Source organism: Parapedobacter koreensis (assembly GCF_900109365.1).
In the GTDB taxonomy this organism is placed as follows: domain Bacteria; phylum Bacteroidota; class Bacteroidia; order Sphingobacteriales; family Sphingobacteriaceae; genus Parapedobacter; species Parapedobacter koreensis.
This window is the reverse complement of the sequence record NZ_FNZR01000001.1, coordinates 283518-301380: the sequence shown is the minus strand read 5'-3', so window position 1 is coordinate 301380 and position 17863 is coordinate 283518. Positions and strand designations below refer to the sequence as shown.

The window sequence follows — 17863 nt, the reverse complement described above, 5'->3', positions numbered from 1 at the left end:
CATTCATGTCAAAACCCCATATTATCGGTATCAAGCGCGATAACCTTTTTTCGCCAAACCATATTGGCAACGACCGTTTTATTTTTGAACTGGTTGTCAACGAATTGCAAAATCGGGATTTCAACGTATCGGTGTGCAGTGAAGGAACCTACTGCAATGAAAAGCGGTTGGAGATCGACGGTATTTTTTCCATGGGGCGCAATAAGGATCTGGTAGCGTGTTTGAAGGAAGACGAGTTGCGCGGCGTGAAAGTATACAATTCGGCCTTTGGCGTGGAACGTTGCTATCGCACCAACATGGTTTCCGGGCTGATACAAAGCGGGATACCTTATCCACGGAGCTTTTTCTTAACGACGGAAGAGCCTATCGGCCATGTGTATGACCACATGGGCAGCCAAGGGGTATGGATCAAGCGGGGTGATTTCCATGCAATTCACAAAGAAGATGTCTCCTTCGTGGCTTCGCGGGAAGAAGCCGAACATATCATCAGCGAATATGCCCTGCGCGGGATTGCAAATGTGGTGGTATCCGAACATTTACCCGGCGATCTGGTCAAGTTTTATGGCGTGCGGGGTACGGACTTCTTTTATTGGTTTTATCCCTATGACCACAACCACCATAAGTATGAGTTGTATGCGGAAATCAACGGAAAGTCTTCGTATTATCCGTTTGACGCGGCGCTGTTGAAACAAGTTGCCACCAAATCAGCCGAGAGCTTGGGGGTACATATATATGGCGGCGATGCTATTATCGGTAGAGATGGAACGTTTCATGTGATTGACCTCAATGATTGGCCCAGCTTTGCCCCCTGCCGGGAGGAAGCGGCACAAGCGATAACGGAAATCCTGACGGCAGCGTATGCGGCAGACGAAATCAAAGTAAGACAATAATGGAAGAGATATTGGTAGATAACAAAAATAAGGAGGCGGCGAAGCCGGATATTTTCGAAGCATCCCTGAAATCCAATGATACCGAAGAGCGGATCGATATCTGGTTTTATCGTCCGATAGGGCTCCGCATTGCAACTATCTGCGCAAAAGTGGGGATTACGCCCAATGCAGTGACCATTACGAGTATTTTCTTTGGCGTGGCAGCAGGGGTATTGTTTTATTATCCTGCCTTATGGATCAATGTCATCGGGATGCTTTTGCTGATGTTTGCCAATTCTCTTGATAGTGCGGATGGGCAATTGGCCCGGCTGACCAACAATAAAAGTCGACTTGGACGTATCTTGGATGGCTTTGCTGGTGATTTTTGGTTTGCAGCCATCCATATTGCGCTATGCCTGCGGCTCACGGACGCCGGTTGGTCGGCTTGGGTGTGGCTGCCGGGTGTGTTGGCCGGCGTATCGCACGTATTCCAATCAGCCATGGCTGATTATTACCGGAATGTGCATTTATATTTCATCAAAGGTAAAGCAGGTAGCGAATTGGACAACAGTGCGGAGCTACAGCGGGAATTTGATCGGATGACTTGGTCCCAGCATTTCTTTGACAAGTTTGTGCTGAATGGTTACCTAGGCTATACCCGGCTGCAGGAACGCTTATCGCCGAATTTGCAACGCCTGCTGAAAGAAGTGAAGGCACGCTTCAAGGACGATCTGCCTGCAAATTTGGTCACGGAATTCCGGGCGATGAATAAGCCACTGATGAAATACACCAATATCGTGCAGTTCAATACGCGTGTGATTTTTCTCTTTTTATGGCTTTTCATCGATCAGGTGTGGCTATATTTTGCCTTTGACATTTTGGTGCTCAATCCCATCCTTATTTACATGTGCCGCCGCCAGGAGAAAGTAAGCAAGCATTTTTACCACCAGTTGACCACGTAGCATACAACACATGAACTCCAAAACGTATAAAATGATATTCCTGCTCATCGGTGTGGCCACCGTGGGCTACATGGTCTATCAACTGGGTGTTGGGGTGATTTGGGAAAATATCCGGAAAACGGGCTTATGGTTTATTCCCATCATCGGTAGCTGGCTGGCCATCTATATCATGAATGCTTTGGGATTTCAGGCCATCATCGTGGAAGACGACAAGCCCGATACACGTTTGCCTTTCCTGCGTATCCTTCGGCTCACCATCAGTGGGTACGCTATTAACTACGTTACTCCGTTTGTAGCGCTGGGTGGTGAACCCTATCGGATTATGGAGCTGAAGCCTTCCCTCGGTGCAGCTAAGGCTTCTTCATCGGTGCTGTTATACAGTTTGATGCACATGTTTTCGCACATTGTGTTTTGGCTGCTTTCTATTCTGCTTATCGTGGCACTTTTGCCATTGAATGCATTGCTGATAAGCTGTAGTGCGGTGATCTTGGTAATAGGCGGCGGTTTGTGTATTTGGTTTTCCAGGGTATACAAGAAAGGTTTTACCATGAGCATCCTTCGTCAACTGAGCAGGTTGCCTTTGGTCGGGCAGTCTATCAATCGGTTTGCCATTGACCAAGCCATCGTATTGCAGGAAATCGACCAACATATCATTACCCTGTACAGTCACCGCCGGGCTGCTTTTTACCGATCACTTGTCTGGGAGTTTGCGGCCCGTGTGGTAGGTTGCGCAGAGATCTATTTTACAGCCAAAGCTATCGGATTGGGCATGGACATGGGCGAAGCGCTGGTCGTAAGCTCAACCTCGTCATTGTTTGCCAATGTGTTGTTCTTTTTCCCGATGCAATTGGGCACGCGGGAAGGCGGACTAGCCTTGGCATTGAAAGCCATCGGGCTAGCCGGGAGTGCGGGTATCTTTATCGGGATAGTCACACGTATCCGGGAAATCATCTGGATATTTATCGGGTTGGCACTCATGGGTTCTTCCAGAAAGGCGAATAAGGTGGCCGCATTGGCATTGGCTGACAGCGGTATAAACGAAAAAATAGTATGATAAAGGGATTACTTTTTGACTATGGCGGTACATTGGATACCAACGGCCGTCATTGGGCGGCCGTCATTTGGGATGCCTATCAGACACATCATATCGAAATCGACAAGCACTTGTTTTCAAAAGCGTATGTCCATGGCGAACGCATGCTGGCGATAAACCCGATTGTCAAGCCGGATCATTCATTTCTGGACGTGATATCCGTTAAAGTGGAGCAGCAGTTTGATTATCTTGAGGCCAACGGTGCTAAGGTGGAGCGAACGCGTATCCCGGGCATCGCGCTGATGTGCGAAGACATCGCCCGTAATACCGTGCGCTTGGCCGAAGTGATGCTCAGTAAATTGCGACCCGATTACCGAATGGTCATTGTTTCCAATTTCTACGGTAACCTCAAGACGGTATTGGCCGACTTCGGTATTCTGCGTTTTTTTGATGATGTTGTCGAATCTGCACTGGTAGGTGTGCGGAAGCCCGATGCGCAGATTTATCGGCTGGGGGTAGAGGCGCTTGGTTGTGATCCGGAGGAATGCTTGGTCATCGGTGATTCGTATGAGAAAGATATGATCCCAGCAAAACGAGCCGGATGCAAGACCGTGTGGTTGAACGTGGAAGGATGGGAAGAATCGGGTATCGATGACTATAAGATTGTAAACGCTGAGATCGACGATTTGGGAAAATTACTTGGTGTTTTAGCAAAAATGAACTACAATGGGCAAACCGCATAATGATATCTGCTGCATCGGCCATGCCACCGTCGATCGGGTGATCACGCCGGAAAGCGTACATGTAATGCCCGGCGGGACCGCTTATTACTTTTCGTCCGCCTTGAAGGCATTTGATATCTCGCTATCGGTGGCTACGTCTTTTGCCCAGCACGATAGTGCTGTATTTGATGCGTACGGCTTCGATGGAGAAGGGTGGGTCATTTCACCGGGACGGTACTCGCATTTTTTTGAGAATGAATACAATGCCAATCGTGACTACCGTAAGCAACGGGTGCTCAGCCAGGGTGATCCGTTGCGTTTGGAAGACATATCGGCAATTAGGGCATCGTGGTATCATTTCGGCCCGTTGCTGGCTGGCGATATATCCGAAGACTTGGTGGATTGGGCAGCCGGGCAAGGAAAGGTTTCCTTGGACATACAGGGTTGTATCCGGAAGGTAGAAGGTGTGCAAGTGGTGCATAACCAGTGGGATAAAGCAAGCAGCATTTTGCCCTTGGTGACCACGTTGAAGGCAAATTATGAGGAAGCACGTTTGCTCACCGGATTCAAGCGCATAAAAGACAGTATCAAGTACTTGGAGCAATTTGGTGTGGAAGAAATCATCATTACACTGGGCAGCAATGGTGCGATTATCCATGAAAAGGGGCAAAGTCGTTTTATACCCGCCTTCTTCGTGCAAACACCGGCTGATACCACCGGTTGCGGCGATACCTTCATGGCAGGATACCTGTACAGCAAACTGAAGGGCGCGAATACCTGCGAAGCAGGGCGGTTTGCGGCTGCTATGGCTGCATTGAAAACCCATCGGCATGGCCCGTTTGTGGGGTCGCCGGCTGATGTACAAGCGTGGTGCAATACCGCGGATTCGGTAATTGGTTAAAAAAATCATGTTGTCAATTTATAAATATATCAGTTGCCTGGCTATCATTGTGTTGCCTTGTTTTGCCTGGGCAATTCCTACGGCAAACGAAGGTACAATAGATACCACGGCATTTCCCATTCCAAAAGGGGTAAACAACCTGATGTTTTACATTCAACGCGATCCAAATGCAAATACCGTTTGCTATGCGTTGAATCTCGACAAACAAGGAAGGCTCGATAAGAGCAAACCGCTTGACATTTTCTGGATGCGGTATGCAGAAGATGGTAGGCGGCAAGATTTGAATTATATCCAGCGGGTATTTGCCTATGGGATAAAAGTCAAAAAAATTGCATCAAATGAAATTGAATTCAGGTCAGTAGCCTACGATAAACTGCCTTTGTATCTGCGCAGGGGAGCGACAGGGTACTACGTGCAGACACGCATTGATGGCGAAACGTGTGTGCTGAGGCGCATCTACGTACGCATTGAAGGTGGGAGCCTATTCAGCCCCAATGTGCTGTATGTGCAGATAGAAGGTGTCAATCGTCAAGGCAAGGCCAAGGTCGAACAAATAAAACCATGAAGCTATGGCAAAGCGGAATTTCGTTTCAAACAGTTCGGAGTCGACCCGGATGTTCAAAAGTGATTTCCTGGAGTCGCTGACCAAAGTACACTTCAGTGTACCATTGTTTATTTACCTTCCAGTAGTGGGATACTTTTCATGGAAGGCGTTAGGCCCGGAGGATATGCCAATATTAAATTTTATTGGTTATTTTCTGCTGGGGCTGTCAGTATGGACCATCTCCGAGTATTTGCTCCATCGTTTTGTCTTCCATTTCGAACCCAAAGGCAAGTTTATGGAACGCATCCATTTCATTTTTCATGGTGTACACCATGACTATCCAAAAGACCGGCTACGGCTGGTAATGCCACCATCGGCAAGTATTCCGATGGCGATTGTCATTTATTTCATTTTCCGGTTGTTTTTCAGTGTTTATGTGATGAATGCATTCTTCCCCGGATTCATGTTGGGATACCTCTTCTATGATATGACCCATTATGCGATCCACCATGCCAATTTCAGGGGTGGGATTTGGAAAAAGATTAAACAGCACCACATGTTGCATCACTATTCCGATCCCGAGAAAGGCTTTGGCGTGAGTTCGGCATTTTGGGATGGTATTTTCGGAACGGGTTTTAAACAGAAAGGAGCGGCTGATGAGTGATGCTGCATTGGCGAAAGCCCCTAAGACGGATCACTGGTTGAATGACTGCTTTCAGGATATACGTCATTATATCGTGGATAGTATCCGCAAGCATGACATCGCAGTAGCTACCTTTGACCATACGAAGCAATCACCCTATCTCAAAGAGGCGATATATTCGTTGGAAACGCGGTCGGATATCTTTTGTGTAGCGCTTCTTTTGGAAGGGGAGACGACATTGCAAATCGATTTGGAGCAATTTACATTCCGGGAAAATGATGTCATCATTGCACTGCCGGACGCTTCCAAATCCGTGACGCATATCAAAAGCACGGCAGTCATCCAATTGGTGGCCTTTAGTGCAGATCTGCCTATTAAACTGAATATACCGGAGTATTTTTTTGATTATGTCCAATATTACTTTACTTCGGAGTTTAAACCGATGTGGAGCCTCGCGAAGGAAGAGGCTGCGCACCTCAGGCATGTCATCAATAGCTTGGCGTATTATTTGAACCACGTGGAGGAACGGACGTTCGGCAAGGATCTCTTGATGGGAATGTTCAGCGTATTCATGTATGAACTGGGAGCATTGGCCACCACATATGCCGAGCCTCTACCCAATACGTCTTCCCGCAAAAAACAGCTGTTTCTAAGCTTCTACCGATTGGCTAAAAAATACTTTAGGCAACATCGAGAACTCACCCACTATGCAGATCGGTTATTTGTGACGCCAAAATATTTATCTGAAGTGGTGAAAGAACTGGGAGGCGTGACAGCTACCAAAGTGATTGAGACCTTTGTGATCAATGAAGCAAAGATTCTATTGGCCACACCGTCATTGACCATCGCACAGGTGGCAGACCTATTGAATTTCAGTGACCAATCTTTTTTTGGCAAATACTTCAAAAGAATGGTGGGCATATCGCCGAAGGCATATCGCGAAAATAGGGGTACAATTGAGGGGGTGTTGTAGTCGCTCGCCGCGGGCGTTACTTCCTTCCACAGACAGTAACCAAAGACTCCCTGCTTGGATCTCCTGCTACAAGGGTAGTGCTTCAACCTGCAAGCCGCAGCATCTCCTATGCAGGATTTGACGGTGTACGGAGGATTTCTGCTCGCAGCCGTACTGACGGCTCAATGTTGCCCTGTAGCGATACGTACATATTATGCAAATTGTTGTAAATTGGCAGAAATATTAACGCTATGGATTACAACGTAATTTTGACGGATGCTGAGCGTTGGGTGAAGGCGTATATGGCAGACCAGCAGGGACATGGTTATTGTTTTCATGATCTGGCACATACCCAGGATGTCGTTGAAGCCGTGGCGATGATGGCTGATCATTATCACTTGCCAGCTCGTGATCGATTCATCGTCCTCATTGCGGCTTATTTTCACGATTTAGGGTATTTTAGCGGTGGCCCGGCTGAGCATGAGCAACGTGGTGCCGAGCTTGCAGCAGATTTTTTGGCCAGCTATCAAGTAGAGGCTACCATCATTGAAGCCGTCAAAGCTTGCATCTATGCTACCCGGCTGCCGCAAAATCCCAAAAACCTGCTGGAGGAAATCGTCAGTGATGCAGACCTCTTTCATTTAGGTGGTGATAATTTCCGGGAGCGAAACGATCTGATGCGAAGGGAACGCGGCGGCAATGAATGCTTGGAACAAGACTGGCGCAACCAGACCCTGGCACTGCTGGAAAATCATAAATACCATACCGACTATGCCAAACAAAGACTGAACGATAAAAAGCAGAAAAACATCGATTTTTTAAAACAACAGCAAACCGAAGAAGCACTGCCAATGCCTGAAACGGAAACCATAAAGGAAGAGACTAAAAAAAAGAAAAAGGAGCGAAACAACCGACCGGATCGGGGTATTGAAACGATGTTTCGCGTGACGTCAACCAATAACCAGCGTCTCAGCGATATGGCAGACAATAAGGCCAACATTTTGTTGACTGTCAATTCCATCATTCTTTCCGTGGTCATCGCATTGTTGGTGAGAAAACTCGAAGACGCCGAGCACCTCGCTGCGCCGACGTTCGTATTGCTGCTAGTAAGCTTATCAACCATTGTGGTAGCCATACTGGCTACACGGCCCAAGATCCCGGGGGGCACGTTTAGTCAGGAGGATGTGGATAAGAAAGCGGTGAACCTCCTTTTTTTTGGCAATTTTTATAAAATGGGCCTGGATCAATACGCGGAGAGCATGCGGAAAGTGATGGACGACCGCGATTTTTTATATGGCACGCTCACCAGAGACGTCTATTCCCAAGGAGTCGTATTGGGAAGAAAATACCGCTTATTGCGGCTGGCTTACAATATTTTCATGTACGGTATGATTTTTTCCGTATTGACGTTTCTGTTGGCGAGCATCGTTCACGATGCTGCTGATATTTATTGGATGACCCGATGATACCAAAATACATCCATCGTGATTTAAGTTGGTTGCGGTTCAACGGCCGCGTATTAGACGAGGCTGCACGAGGTTACGTGCCCCTGCTGGAGCGGCTAAAGTTTATGGGCATATTCTCTTCCAACCTGGACGAGTTTTATAGGGTCAGGATACCTGTGCTCACCGCGTTGAAAAAACTCGGAAAACAACAACAGGATGATGACTTCCTGCTGGACAATGCGAATGTGCTGAAAGCAGCCAAACATATCATCCGTCAACAGCAGGAGGGATTCGGCCAGCTGTTGCAGCAACAGGTACTGCCAAAGCTTGCCGCAGAAGGAATCAAGCTGTGGTATAATGAGCCGATACCAACGATGCTGGTACCTGAAGCCAAACATTATTTTTTTTCGGCGATAGCGACATTCTTGGAAATCGATCGCCTCGGACAGCATGCGGATTTCTTCCCATTGAATAATCGCCTGTATTTCGTTGTGTTTATGAAGGGGGAATCTGATATGCGAATTGTCAGCATTCCTTCGCATCGGATGCCAAGGTTTTATACACGGCAAAAAAATGGTGTCAAACACGTGCTGTTTATCGATGACATTATCAGGCAAGAAATACCCCCGCTATTTGGCGCAGAACGTGTTGAAGGCATATTCAGCTTTAAAATCACGCGTGATGCCGATATTCCCATTGATGATGGATTTGGGGATGATATGGCCGATCGGATTGAACGGCAAATCCGGAAACGGGATTTTGGTTTGGCCACGCGTCTGCTGTACCAACCGGGTATCCCGAAGGCAGGCCTTGCACGGCTGATGGAAGCGTTTTCGTTGCATAAAGAAAATCGGACAAAAGGAGGTCCATACCACAACCTGAAGGACTTGATGGATTTTCCCGTTAAACAGCTGGATCTCATGTATCCGCCACAGTCGCCCGCCGTGGTGGTACCTACCGGAAACCGATCGTTGTATGATGAAATCAGGCACCGGGATGTTTTGGTAAGCACACCGTATGAGTCTTTCGATGCCGTGGTACGGTTTTTTAATGAAGCGGCCATCGACGCGATGGTACTCGAAATTAAAACAACGATTTATCGTGTAGCTGCCGACTCACGGATACTGCATGCGTTGATGACGGCTGCAAAAAATGGGAAGTCGGTGACCGTCTTTGTGGAGCTAAAGGCTCGTTTCGATGAAGAGAATAACATCAAATGGGCAAAACGGCTGCAAGAAGCAGGTATCAATATCATTTACAGTATACCTGGATTAAAGGTACATGCCAAAGTCGCATTGGTTAAGAAAAATGCGGAAGTACCGTATTTCCTGGGATTGCTGGCCACAGGCAACCTGAATGAAAACACGGCTAAGGTTTATGCCGATCATTTTCTGATGACCGCCAATCAAGCGCTTTTGGCCGAACTCGGTCTACTTTTTGACTTCTTACAGCTACGCAGGAAGCCACGTGAGGAAGACTTGGTACAGCTAAAACTAAATCACCTGCTCATTTCCCAGTTCAACCTTAAGGCTCATTTCATGCACCTTATTGATGCGGAAATAGCCAACATAGCCCAAGGATTACCCGCTTCGATAACCATCAAGTTGAACAACTTGGAAGAAGAGGAGTTGATTGATAAATTGTATGAAGCCAGCCAGGCTGGCGTACCCATAACGCTTATTATACGGGGTATATGCCGCTTGAGGCCGGGAGTCCCGGGACTTAGCGAACGGATTACAGTGAAGCGCATCGTAGGACGCTACCTCGAACACGCACGTATTTTTATATTCGGCAATGGGGGACAGGAATTCATATACATGGGATCCGCTGACTGGATGAACCGGAGCGTGCGGCACCGGATCGAAGTGTGCTTTCCGATCTATGATGATGAGGTCTGCCAAATGGTTAGACGGATTGTCGAATTGCAATGCGCAGACGGGATCTCGGCAGTCCTGGTCGATGAAAATGGATTGAACAGGCCGGTGGCCAATTCCAATCGCTTGCAAGCGCAACTGGCCGTGGAAGATTTTTTTTGTGAAAAATTGCTGGAAACGCGATGAACAGGAGTGATCTATTGGTGGTATTAATGATTGTCGGGATGGGTTGTAGCCAAGCCCAACGCGTCGATTATACGGATAATCCACCGGGTTACGATTTGACTAACCCGGACGTATATAAGCTGAGCGAGGTGCTCCACGAGATATCGGGCATTTCCTTTAATAAAGGCAATCCAGATACCATTTATGCACAGCAAGATGAAGACGGACAGTTGTTTTATTTCGCTTGGGGCGACCCGAAACCCCGGTATGCTGAATTTGGAAAAGGCGGCGATTACGAGGATATTGCCATTCTTCAAGATCAAGTAATTATCCTGCGCAGTGATGGCAACCTCTATCGATTCTCAGTGGCTGGAAAGCAAGGAAAGAACGTGGGGCCTGTGGAAATGTGGAAGAAACCATTTCCCGAAGGGGAGTACGAAAGCTTGGCGGCAACAGGTCATGACAGCCTGCTTTATGTGCTTTGTAAAAATTGCAAGGAAGACAAGAAACGATCGGCCGCAACGGGATACGCCGTTCGCTTGGAACGTGATGGATCATTAGGTCACCAGTTCACGTTTGCTATCCATTTCGATCAGATTGAACGGTTTGTTTCGCTGAAAGGGAAGGCTTTTCAGCCGTCCGCCATGACCTGGAATCCGTATACGGGCCAATGGTTTGTAATTTCGTCCATCAACAAGCTGCTTGTCGTCTTGGATGATCAGTGGAAGGTCATAAGTGCCTACCGCCTAGATCCAGCATTATATACACAGCCGGAAGGAATTGCTTTTGACGGCAACCGTAATTTGTATATTAGTAACGAAGGTGGAAGAAAAGGGAATCGGGCAACCATTTTTAAGTTTCAATTCAATAAATGATGTGGAAAGAACGGTTGATAATCATCTTTGCGCTCTCATTTGCCACTGCTTGGGGGCATGCACAGGATAGCATTTCCCATCGTATTATTTTCATCGGCGATGCGGGCGAAATCAATCATAAACAGGAAACGGTTGTGCCGCGTGCGGCTGATTTGGTCATACCAGGAAAGACCACAGCGATATTCTTGGGAGACAACATCTACCCAAAGGGCATGGGACTGCCCGGGAGCAAGGAGGAGCCTGAGACACAAGCGATCCTGCGATCGCAGTTTGTACCCATGCGTGCAAAGGGAGCTCCGGTTTATTTCATCCCCGGCAACCATGATTGGGATAGAATGGGTAAGCAGGGGCTTGCCAAGATCAGGGCCCAAGGCCGGTTTTTGGCGAACCAGCAGGATTCCTTGCTCAAACTATTGCCACCAGAAGGCTGCCCCGATCCACAGGTCATCAATATTTCGGATAGCTTGGTTGTCATTGCATTTGATAGCGAATGGTGGGTATTCCCCCATGAGCGGTACAGCGGCGATGCCGATTGTGAATGCGAAACGGAAGCACAGGTGACCGAAAAACTACAGGAACTGTTTTATGATCATCAGGATAAGACCATTTTATTGGCCATACACCATCCGTTGCGTTCTTATGGGACGCATGGGGGATATTATTCATGGAAAGATCACCTTTTCCCGCTGACGCTGTTGAATAAAGGACTATATGTTCCATTGCCGGGCCTTGGCTCGTTATACCCGCTATTGCGGCGCACGGTGTTTTTGAATCCGGAGGACATTCCTCATCCCCGTTATCAGGCGTTGATTGAAGCGGTTGATGGGGTGTCATCGCAATACCCTAATGTTATTCACGTGGCTGGGCACGACCACGGTTTGCAGTTTATTAAGGACGGCGATTTTTACCAAGTGGTGAGTGGGGCCGGGTCGAAAGATTCGTATACGAAGCAAGGTGCCCATGCACTATTTACGCATGCTGCACAAGGCTTTGTAGTGATTGACCACCTGATGAATAAAAGCAGCAAGGTGACCTTTTATACCTATGCCGATGACACAGTGAAGGAAGCCTTCAGCTATCGGATACCCCACCGGGTGGTCTTGCCTTTTGTGGATCAGGTGGGCGACCTTGCTGCCGGAAAAGATAGCGTGGTGGTGCAGGCCAACGTCAAGTATGATGAAGTTGGGAGTTTTCACCGTAAATTGTTTGGCGAGAACTACCGGAAAGAGTGGGCGACGGAAACCGAGGTGCCCGTGATCAGGCTTTCTGAACTGCATGGGGGGCTCAGACCTGTCAAACGGGGAGGTGGCATGCAGACGGTATCGCTACGGTTGGTTGATCCGACAGGTAAGGAATGGGTGCTTCGATCGGTCAACAAACAAGCAGATGCATTGCTTCCCGAAGCACTGCGTCACACCATTGCCCATGACTTTTTGGATGATGCTAACAGTGCGCAGCATCCATATTCGGCACTGATCTTCCCCCCATTGGCCAAGGCTGCTGGGGTGCCCCATACCCATCCCATAATTGGCTTGGTGGCACCCGATACGCTATTGGGCCATTACAACGAATCGTTTGCCAATACGCTATGTTTGCTTGAAGAACGTGAGCCACTGGGCGAATCGGACAACACGGTGAAAATGCTGCGCCATGTGAATAACGACAACGATGATAGCTACAAGGCTAAGACTTTTCTGCGTGCACGCATGCTTGATTTATTGGTGAATGATTGGGACCGCCATGCCGACCAATGGCGTTGGCGCGACGAGAATAAAGCAGAAAAAGGAGCCGACCGTGATTACTTGGGCATACCGCGTGATCGTGACCAAGCCCTGCGAAAGATGGAAGGGCTATTTCCCAGTATCGTGTCCATGCCTTTTGCCCTGCCGCTTATCCAAGGGTTCGCGCCGGAAATCCACCGTGTAAATTATAGCCTGCGCAAATCTGACTTTTTGAATGCCCATCCTAAAAATCAATTCACCCATGAGGAATGGATGGAGGAAGTAGCTGATTTTGTAACGGCGATGACAGATAGCACGCTGGAAGCGGGCCTTAGGCTATTGCCGAAGTCGGTCTATGCATTGCGCCATGATGAACTCCTACACAGCTTGAAAGCGCGGCGTGATGCATTGCCCGCAGCGATGAACGACTACTACCAATTTGCTAACCGTATCGTGGATGTAAAATTGAGTAACAAGCATGAGCAGGTTGTCATTGAGGACGCTCCCGGGGAATCATTGCGTGTGACCGTTCGCAAAATCAACAAAGAGGGAGAGGTAAAACGTAAACTGATGGAAAAGGTATACCCGTCGGAATTGACCAAGGAAGTCCGGGTATACTTGGCTTCGGGAGATGATAGCGTGCAGGTAGATGCTGCAGCGTCGCCCGTGGCGGTTCGTGTGATAGGTGGTGTGGGAACCAAGCACTATGACATCCGGTCAGCCAGACGAAAGGTAGCCATTTACGATCAAGGAACGCAATCGTCTTTCTCCCCATCGTCCACGGATTATACCGTGCATTATGGCACGGATAGTGTGCATACCGCATTTGTACCGGTAAATCTATATAACGTGTGGGCACCGTTGCTTAACGCCGGGTATAATGCAGATGATGGCCTGCTATTGGGCGCAGGCTTTCACTATACCCACCAACGTGGATTCCGCAAAGAACCATTCAACCATACGCAGCAATTTTTATTATCTGGATCCTTTGCCACGGGAGCACTCCGTATGCACTATCGGGGGCATTGGAAAGAAGTGCTGGGCAAGGCGGACGTAGTAGTAGCGGCACATGCACTGATTCCCCAGACCCAGAATTATTTCGGTCTGGGCAATGGTACGGAGTATGACCGGGATGGGCGAGACATGCGGTATTACCGGACTCGTTTCGAGCTATACCAATTGGAACCGCACTTGGCGTGGAATCCCAACGCGACGACAACGTTCGCCATCGGCCCAAGCCTGCAATGGTACCGGCTTGCGGCTGATCGGAATGAGGGGCGGTTGATTGTGCAACCCGGCACGGTCCATACCTATGATAGCCTCATCGTCCAGGAAGACAAGGGACATGTGGGGCTTTTTGCAGGCTTCATGAAAGACAATCGAAACAATAAACTGCGCCCCAGCAGGGGCGGATATTTCCAGGCGAGGGTGGGGGCTTATGGTGGCATCAGTGACTACGCAAAATCCTACGCGCAGGCGAATGCAGAAATGGCGGTTTACGCTGGATTGGCACAAGATGCCGTAGTGGTTTCAAACCGTATAGGCGGCGGGGTGACGTTTGGCCATCCAGCATTCTACCAATCACAATTTATCGGCGGGCAGGGAAACCTCAGGGGATTTCGCCAATACCGCTTTGCCGGGGATCACAGCATTTTCAATAATCTGGAGTTGCGGGCAAGGGCGGCTTATATCGGCAATTATATTCTTCCGGGTGAGCTGGGAGTTATTGCTTTTTATGATGTTGGCAAAGTATGGTCAGATGTCCGCCAAAGTGACCGTATTCAGCAGGGCATAGGTGGCGGATTATATTATATTGCTGCAAATATAGCAGTTTTGCAGGTTGTGGTAGGCCATTCGCGGGAAGGTTGGTACCCTTACTTCGGTATAGGTTTTAGGTTTTGAACCTTATTAGTTGCGCATGCAGGTACGACCATTCAATATCTTTGATGAGCGGCAGGAAGCCTCGGAACCCGAGCGCGTCTTATCGTTCGATCAATTCTTTGCCCATTTGACAAAGCACTGCCAAGATCACGCGGGCAGGCAGGAAATATTCGCTTTTGTGCTGAGCCGCTTCCACGAAGCACAGCAGCTGCATGGTCCGATAAGCGAAGAAAACATCTCCAAATTTAACAAAGAACTGTATTTTGTATATAACCTGCTAGTGCCATTGCTTACCGATGAAACGGATAGGTTGTGGGGATTGGCTGCCCCCCTATCTGGAAATGTGTTCTATGGCACGGATGCTTTTTATCGATTTTTGGACAAAGAGCGCGATGCCGGCCAGGTGATGGATAAGATGAAGGCCATGAATGGAACCGAAGTGGGGCGCTTGCTTATCTACCAGCTCATTTTGGAGCGGCTGTACGGATTTGTAGACTTTGGCCTGGATAATTTGGTCTATGCTTTTCAGGATGAAGCCACTGAACTGCCAAGGTATTATGCCTTGCGGCTGGATAATACATTTGTGCATGTGACGGCTAAAGGCCAATTGCCGCCGATTAACTATCAAGCACTCCGGCGAAAAAAAATGACCGAGGTTCGGGAAAGTGATTTGGAGAATCTATTGGATTTGACAAGTTTCCGCATCGAAGGCTTCTCCATTATTTCTTTGGAGGATATCACCCATGAGCATGTCGTAGAGAAACTGAAGAACATCGTTATCGTTGGGGGGGATTATGACTACCATCGATACCACCAGGCCATCGAAAATAACCTGAAATTGTTAACGGGAAATCCCAACTTGAAGATCGGTATTAGCCCCGTTTTAAAGCTCAACGGCAGGCCATTGTTGCATCACCAGCTCGCAGAGAACAGCGTGTTGTATCAATTTATCAAAGGGGTAGCAATCGATGAGCGCTTGCGCAAGGAATGGCTGGGCTACCTGGAAGACCCCTATCCGGTAACGTATAAGGTGGATGCCGGTTTGCCGTTGGTTTCGGAGCCTTTAGCGGCGTTGGCTGCTCAATCGGGCTTGGACAGTTTGGCTGTCATTCCGCTTTTTTACAATCAGGAGGTCGTGGGCCTGCTGGAAGTGTATACCGAGCGGGGTTCCCAGATTAGTAAGCACGAACTGCCACGCTTGCGGGTCGCTATCCCTTTGCTGTCGCAATTCGCGAATGACGTTTGCGTGGATTTTAAGAGTAAGTTGGATCGCATTATCAAGAAGCGGTTTACGGCGATACAACCTGCTGTGCAATGGAAGTTCAATGAGGCTGCGTGGCGTTATTTGCAGACGGAAAATGGCGATGGCCAAGCCAAGTTGCCGCTCAATAGTGTGGAAATACGCTTCAATCAGGTATATCCAATCTATGGGGCGGTGGATATCCGCAATAGTACATTGCAGCGCAATGATGCGTTGCTTGCTGATTTGACCTGGCAAATGGAAACATTGGGAATCGCCTTGCTGCGGCTAAATGCCATTCAGCCACTGCCGTATGCGCTGATGGATAAATTTAGCCAATTGAACAGTAGGCTTAGCAACAGCCAATTGGACTATAGCCAAGTAGCCATATCAGAATTTCAGCATGGTGAGATTAGAAAGGCCTTTGATGAACTCAAACAAGCCGATGAGCGGTTGGCGGAGATTATTTTGGCCTACGAATACCAAATGAACCCTGCTGTCGGGGTAGCACACCAGCATCGGTATGCATTTGAGACTGCTGTCAAAACAATCAATCAGGAGATAAACCAACACCTCGATGCATTTAATAGCAAATTGCAAACAATCTACCCCAGCTATTTTGAAAAATTCAGGACAGACGGTATCGAGTTTGACTGCTACATCGGACAATCAATTGCGCCCCACATTCCATTCCAAGAAGCGAAGCTGGCTGCGATAAAACATGTACAATTAGAGACCATGGTTGCCATTACGCGGGGAACTCACCAGTTGGTGGAAATATTGCCCATCGCATTGGAAACCACGCAGCTTATTTTCATTAATAATGCTGAGATTGATATCAGCTTTCGTGAAGACGAGCGTAGATTTGATGTCGAGGGAGCCTATAACATCAGGTATCATATTGTCAAAAAGCGGATAGACAAGGCGCTGATAAAGGGTACGACCGAGCGGGTGACGCAGCCCGGAAAAATCACATTGATTTATTGGCACGAAGAATCCCTTCATGACTATCTACGCCACATTGAGACGTTGCAGCAAAAAGGACTATTGGGCAAAACGCTTGAATACTTGGAGCTCGAAGAATTACAGGGTGTAAGCGGGCTTCACGCATTGCGGATACCTGTCATGCTGTCATAAAGTTGCAGCCGCTAGAGCGTGCCTACGAGCGAAAACCCATTAAACGTGGGAGTAAAATTCCAAGTGATTTCTTGCTTTTTCCTCCTGAACATATGCCCGCCGGATTTGGTTCGCTCCATTCGCTTGAGCACAGCCTTGGCACTGAAATAAGAAATCGCTCCGCCAAAGGCGAGATCTGAAACCCAATGAGCGTCAGAATACATACGGCTGACGAGTGTCAGGCCGGCGGTGGAATAAAATACACCTTTCAGCCACGGTTGTTTCACACGCTCTGCGAGTACCACCGCGCTGACCATCGCGATTTGTATGTGTCCGGATGGGAACGAATGATAACCTGCATCCGGTGACCATGGTTTGAATGCCCAAGGGCCCACATTAGTGGCGGGCCTTGCCCTTCCAAACGCGGTTTTCATGAAGGATTGCACGGCGCCACTTGTCAGGTACGCAGCACCTAAGGCGATGGCCGTCTCCCGTGCCCAGTCGCTTTTGATGACCAAGCCAGCGAGGTAGAAACCGCCCATCCCATAAAATGCGGCATAGGGCTTTCCGTAGTGGAACCCTACGCGTTCAATGCCATCAAGCAACTTGGAGTCTTGGTCCATCCAGAAGTTCCTAACCGGCTTGTCCACCAAGGTTAGCAATGCCGTTCCGGCAACTACCCCACCAGCTTTCAACCAATCGTTTCCTTTCCATCTCACCGGCGAGGAAACCGTATAGAGGAAGCCGTCACCAAATCTTAAAAAATCCTGAGCGACTCCTCCTAAAAACGTAGTGCTATCACTTGGAATCGAATCAATTGCGTTGGTAGGGTGCTCCAAAGGCTGTGCTGCGTGGAGGTGTGTTCCTGAAACAGTGAAGATAGCAACGAGAGCCAGCACCAAACGAAAGTTTAACATCAT

At 48.4% G+C, this 17863-nt stretch carries 14 protein-coding genes; 13 read left to right on the top strand and 1 reads right to left on the bottom strand.

Going from position 1 to position 17863, the window contains the following annotated elements:
- The first annotated feature begins 5 nt into the window (after positions 1-5).
- The 13 genes from BMW65_RS01245 to BMW65_RS01185 all read left to right on the top strand — a co-directional run bounded on the left by BMW65_RS01245 (position 6) and on the right by BMW65_RS01185 (position 16964).
- Positions 6-890: an ATP-grasp domain-containing protein gene (locus BMW65_RS01245; protein ID WP_090602138.1), complete on the top strand. Its 885-nt coding sequence runs from the start codon at positions 6-8 to the stop codon at positions 888-890.
- Positions 890-1831: a CDP-alcohol phosphatidyltransferase family protein gene (locus BMW65_RS01240; protein WP_090602137.1), complete on the top strand. Its 942-nt coding sequence runs from the start codon at positions 890-892 to the stop codon at positions 1829-1831. The genes BMW65_RS01245 and BMW65_RS01240 overlap by 1 nt, the downstream gene beginning before the upstream one ends.
- A 10-nt stretch (positions 1832-1841) precedes the next feature.
- Entirely contained in the window at positions 1842-2885 is a 1044-nt protein-coding gene (locus tag BMW65_RS01235) for a lysylphosphatidylglycerol synthase transmembrane domain-containing protein (protein ID WP_090602135.1), read from the top strand.
- Complete coding sequence (locus tag BMW65_RS01230; protein WP_090602134.1) at positions 2882-3607, top strand: HAD family hydrolase; 726 nt, start codon at positions 2882-2884, stop codon at positions 3605-3607. The genes BMW65_RS01235 and BMW65_RS01230 overlap by 4 nt, the downstream gene beginning before the upstream one ends.
- On the top strand, positions 3591-4487 hold the full coding sequence (locus tag BMW65_RS01225) for a PfkB family carbohydrate kinase (protein ID WP_090602132.1): 897 nt from the start codon (positions 3591-3593) through the stop codon (positions 4485-4487). The genes BMW65_RS01230 and BMW65_RS01225 overlap by 17 nt, the downstream gene beginning before the upstream one ends.
- Before the next feature lie 7 nt (positions 4488-4494).
- Positions 4495-5052 carry a DUF4833 domain-containing protein gene (locus BMW65_RS01220; protein ID WP_090602131.1) on the top strand — a complete coding sequence of 186 codons (558 nt, stop codon included), beginning with the start codon at positions 4495-4497 and terminating at the stop codon, positions 5050-5052.
- Between the two features lie 4 nt (positions 5053-5056).
- Complete coding sequence (locus BMW65_RS01215) at positions 5057-5695, top strand: sterol desaturase family protein (protein ID WP_245747444.1); 639 nt, start codon at positions 5057-5059, stop codon at positions 5693-5695.
- A complete protein-coding gene (locus tag BMW65_RS01210; protein ID WP_177180948.1) occupies positions 5688-6647 on the top strand; it encodes a helix-turn-helix domain-containing protein in 960 nt (319 codons plus the stop codon). The genes BMW65_RS01215 and BMW65_RS01210 overlap by 8 nt, the downstream gene beginning before the upstream one ends.
- Positions 6648-6877: 230 nt before the next feature.
- Positions 6878-8092: a Pycsar system effector family protein gene (locus tag BMW65_RS01205; RefSeq protein WP_090602126.1), complete on the top strand. Its 1215-nt coding sequence runs from the start codon at positions 6878-6880 to the stop codon at positions 8090-8092.
- Positions 8089-10131: a polyphosphate kinase 1 gene (gene ppk1 / locus BMW65_RS01200; protein ID WP_090602124.1), complete on the top strand. Its 2043-nt coding sequence runs from the start codon at positions 8089-8091 to the stop codon at positions 10129-10131. The genes BMW65_RS01205 and ppk1 overlap by 4 nt, the downstream gene beginning before the upstream one ends.
- Positions 10128-10985, top strand: a complete 858-nt coding sequence (locus tag BMW65_RS01195) for an SdiA-regulated domain-containing protein (protein WP_090602123.1) — start codon at positions 10128-10130, stop codon at positions 10983-10985. The genes ppk1 and BMW65_RS01195 overlap by 4 nt, the downstream gene beginning before the upstream one ends.
- Positions 10982-14608, top strand: coding sequence for a BamA/TamA family outer membrane protein (locus tag BMW65_RS01190; protein ID WP_245747442.1), 3627 nt, complete (start codon positions 10982-10984; stop codon positions 14606-14608). The genes BMW65_RS01195 and BMW65_RS01190 overlap by 4 nt, the downstream gene beginning before the upstream one ends.
- Positions 14609-14624: 16 nt before the next feature.
- Positions 14625-16964, top strand: coding sequence for a hypothetical protein (locus tag BMW65_RS01185; protein ID WP_090602120.1), 2340 nt, complete (start codon positions 14625-14627; stop codon positions 16962-16964).
- 11 nt (positions 16965-16975) lie between these two features.
- On the opposite strand, the gene BMW65_RS01180 is transcribed toward BMW65_RS01185, so the two are convergent.
- Positions 16976-17863: a phosphatase PAP2 family protein gene (locus tag BMW65_RS01180; RefSeq protein WP_090602118.1), complete on the bottom strand. Its 888-nt coding sequence runs from the start codon at positions 17861-17863 to the stop codon at positions 16976-16978.